Source organism: Pseudorhodobacter sp., from assembly GCF_030452865.1.
Classification (GTDB): domain Bacteria; phylum Pseudomonadota; class Alphaproteobacteria; order Rhodobacterales; family Rhodobacteraceae; genus Pseudorhodobacter.
Genome location: NZ_JAKDLJ010000366.1, coordinates 1 through 3,575, shown reverse-complemented (window position 1 = coordinate 3,575; position 3,575 = coordinate 1). Strand labels below are relative to the sequence as shown.

Annotated in this window: 4 protein-coding genes; all 4 read right to left on the bottom strand. The window is 62.1% G+C overall.

Annotated features, from left to right (window positions below):
* The coding region (locus tag L0H65_RS16405; RefSeq protein ID WP_301460258.1) for an ATPase, T2SS/T4P/T4SS family at nt 1-957 on the bottom strand (957 nt) is incomplete at its 3' end.
* Nucleotides 957-2,276 carry a TrbI/VirB10 family protein gene (locus tag L0H65_RS16400; protein WP_301460257.1) on the bottom strand — a complete coding sequence of 440 codons (1,320 nt, stop codon included), beginning with the start codon at nt 2,274-2,276 and terminating at the stop codon, nt 957-959. The genes L0H65_RS16400 and L0H65_RS16405, both read right to left, overlap by 1 nt.
* Nucleotides 2,273-2,989, bottom strand: a complete 717-nt coding sequence (locus tag L0H65_RS16395; protein WP_301460256.1) for a TrbG/VirB9 family P-type conjugative transfer protein — start codon at nt 2,987-2,989, stop codon at nt 2,273-2,275. Before L0H65_RS16395 ends, L0H65_RS16400 begins: the two co-directional genes overlap by 4 nt.
* 1 nt (nt 2,990) lies before the next feature.
* Nucleotides 2,991-3,575, bottom strand: a 585-nt coding sequence (locus L0H65_RS16390) for a virB8 family protein (RefSeq protein WP_301460255.1), incomplete at its 5' end; no start/stop codon positions are given.

Here is a 3,575-nt window from a genome sequence, read left to right as displayed (position 1 = left end):
CATGATCCCGCGCTGATCGCCGATGCGCCCCATCTGCAGGATCACGTCGATCGAGGTTTGCAGGTATCGGATGACCTCGCCGAAACTGAGCTTGGTGCCTTGGGCCATCACCAGAAGCGCCAGCCGGTCCATGGCCTTGCGGGCCGAATGGGCGTGCAGCGTGGTGAACGAACCCGAATGACCGGTGTTGATCGCGTCCAGAAACGTCGCCGCCTCAGCACCGCGCAATTCTCCAAGGATAATCCGGTCGGGTCGCAAGCGCAGTGTGGCCTGCAAGAGCTTGTCGGCCGAGCGGGGCGAACCCTCATCACGCTGTGCGATGAGACTGACGCTATTGGGCTGACCGGGCAGAAGCTCAAGGGAATCCTCGATCGTGACGATCCGCTCGTCGGAGGCGACCATTTCCAAGAGCTTGCGGCCCAGTTCTGTCTTGCCAGTCGACGTGCCGCCGGAGACGATCACATTCAGCCGCTCGGACACGAGCTTGCCAAGGAAGGCCTCGACATCCGCCCCTTCCGATCCAGCGCGGATCTCTGCCACCATCGCGCGGCGCTCCTCTTCCAGGGAGTTTTCCTGTCCTCTCAGGAAGCTGAAGGATTTGGCCGTCCGCTTCACGTCCCCCTGCCGGGAGCGAAACACCCGGATGCCAATCACCGTGCCGCCAGAGACAGCGGGGGTGCCCACTACCTGACAGCGCAGCATCAGATCCCGATACCGCACCGCTGCCGAGACCAGAGGCGCAGTTTCCGTGAAAGTGTTCGAGGTCGAATTGGCAATCTGGGAGGCCAAGTCGCGCACCGCCCTGGCGGGCAGGGCGGCAAGGCCGCTTGGGGTCATGTGGATTTGCCCCGAGCGCTCCAGCCAGATCGATCCATCGGCATTGATCGCCAGTTCCATGACGGCCGGATTGGACAAAGCGGCGTCGAGCTGTCCGAGATAAGTGTCGAGATAGCTCATCAGTAAAACGCCAGATCCGCATCGACGCGGATCATCACGACCGCGCCTTGGTTGACGCTGATCGTCGGAGGGATGCTGAGATAGTCGGCCATCACCGTATTAACCGCCTCGCCGAGATCGGTGCCGACGTTTTCGGCGGTGTCGGAGGCCACTTCATTGGCCGCGTATTTGTCGGCGGCCAGCGTTGGGACGGCACCGATCAAGGAAATCAGAGCGGCGGTGCCAAACCGCTGGAGGAAGTGGTTTCGCACGGTTCCGGGCAGACCCGAGCGCCCGATGCGGTCTGTGCCATAGGCTGCAAGACTGACGGATTGACCATCGGTTGTGACCAGCCGGTCCCAGGCGATCAGCACACGCCGCTGACCGGCATCGACCTCGGAATCGTAGCGCCCGAAGAGCCGCGAGCCGCGCGGGATCAGCACGCGGGACATATCAAACGACCAGACATCATGGCTGACAATGGCTGAGACATTGCCCGCCAGATCGGTGCTGATCGCGGTCTCAAGAGCTGCTTCGATCAAGGTGCCTTGCATCACGGTATGCGCAGGATCGGCAATGACCTCTGCCTGCCGGACCTCGGCCGCCTTGGCCCCAGCCCTGCGAAACACATCATCTCCTGTGGCCGTCTGTCCCGGCGCACCCGGGGCAGGGGCCGCAATGCCAGCCTCGCCGCCCATGTCCATGCTGGAGCGCAGGGCCACCATGTCGGAGTGGATCTGCGCCTCGTTCAGCATCTCGGCCGCTTGCCTGCGCCGAGCCAGTTCTTCTTCCCGAGCGCGCGCCGCCTCAGCCTCGGAATCGCCATCGATCAGCGCCTTTGTCTCGAGCTCGGTCTGCAGCCGGATGTTTTCACGCTCAAGATCGGAGAGAGCTGCCGCCCGGGCCTTTGCATCGGCATCAAGGGCAGCAACCTGCGCCTTCAGGTCTGCCAATGCGGCCTCATCGGTGACGGTCACCGGATTGGCCATCAGATCGGCGATCTGGGCGTTCAGCGCTTCGATCTCGGCCTTCAGCCGTTCTGCCTCAGATGTGTCTGGTGCTGCAGGGACGATCTGCGGCTTTGGCCGCGAGACGCTGAAGCCGTCGGTTCCCGTACCGTCGCCTTGAAAGTCGCTGACCGAGGCCGTCTCAATGGCGGGTGTCGGGACGGGGGCATCGGGTGCGGCCAGAACCAGCCAGGCCCCGACGCCGACACCGGCGACGGCCGTCACGGCGGAAAGCGCATAGGGATTGATACCTCGGCGGCGCTTTGGAGCCTCGGAAGGTTTCATGCGCTCCATGCGGGCGGTGAGCTTTTCGGCCTGGGTGTCGTCACTCATTGGCTCACCCCCGGCTCGGCTGTGACGCAGACGTATTCTTCGCCATATCGCAGCACCCAACGCTCAGAGCGGGTGCTGACCGTAATTGTTGTGCCCCGGACAGAGGAATTGACCGAGTATTCCTGACCCTTGGCATCGGCCCGGAAGATCGTTGGCATCGGCGCGCCGGGCGGGATGATAAAGGTGGTCTTGCGCCCGTCATCCGAGATCGAGACCGGTGCAAAACTGGGCAGGGCACGGCCCTTTTTCATGATCTTGTAGGTCATGGGCAAAGAGGCGGGGATCTCGCTGCCGGTGGTGGCGGCACGCGTGCTGCCCGGCACAGTAAACTTCACCGAATAGTTCGGTTCTCCACGGCCACCTTCCGTGATTTGCAGAAAGTAGATGTTGCGCTGCGTCTCGACCGTCAGGTTGGTCGTGGCCCCTGCGACGACGGGTTTGATGATGAAAAGGTTGGCGCGCTCCAGCTTGTCGATCTTGAAGCTTTCGAGATCGCCGATGGCGATGGACTGGATTTTCTCACCTTCACCAAGCTCAACGAGGGTCACATTCCTGAGGCGCGTGTTTATCCGGTAAACCTGCCCCTCCTGATAGGTGGCATAGGTCACACGGGCATCATGACTGCCGGGTTTGGGCGCAGTTTCGGACAAGGCGGGCAGGGCGGTGATCGAGATCAGAAGCCCTAGCGCAGGAAGGGTCAGGGGATGGGTCATGTCATTCCTCCGTAGGGGCCAAGGTTTCTGCGGTGATGCGGTAGTCCGTCACCAAAAACCCGGTGGGGTTCTGCCAAACGAGATCGAGCGCGGTCTGTTTGGAGGGCTCGAAGCGATAGGTGACGGTCGCGGTGAACTTGCCGATCCTGTCAGGCACGCCTTCGCCATCGGAGACCCAGGTCTTGGTGAAGCGCACTTGCGCGGTGGTATCCGTCACCGGGGTGATCGACAGAACATCGATGACCACTTTGGAATTCTGGCCGTAAAGCTTGGGCGGATAGTTGGCGTTACCTTCCGTCCAAAGGCTCACGAGGCCTTGGCGGGCATTGCCTTCGGACCAGGTGTAGGCGCGCAGAATGCGGGACTCATTGTCGTGCTGGTCATAGGTTTCTCGGTCGGTGACATAGGCAAAGAGCAGGCTTTGCCGGATGGCCTCGGCCTGTTCGATCCCGGCCTTTTCTACCGCGACCACGCGTTCGGCGACGCCAGTGTCCTTGTCGACGATGGCGAGGAAGGCCTCGGTCTGCTTCAAGGGGAGCATTGTGACGACAGCAATCATGCCCATGAGACCGATGGCCAGACCGCC

What these genes read in the sequence shown, in the direction of transcription:
- L0H65_RS16395 (WP_301460256.1), bottom strand. Translation starts at nt 2,989, where the DNA reads ATGACCCATCCCCTGACCCTTCCTGCGCTAGGGCTTCTGATCTCGATC.
- L0H65_RS16400 (WP_301460257.1), bottom strand. Translation starts at nt 2,276, where the DNA reads ATGAGTGACGACACCCAGGCCGAAAAGCTCACCGCCCGCATGGAGCGC.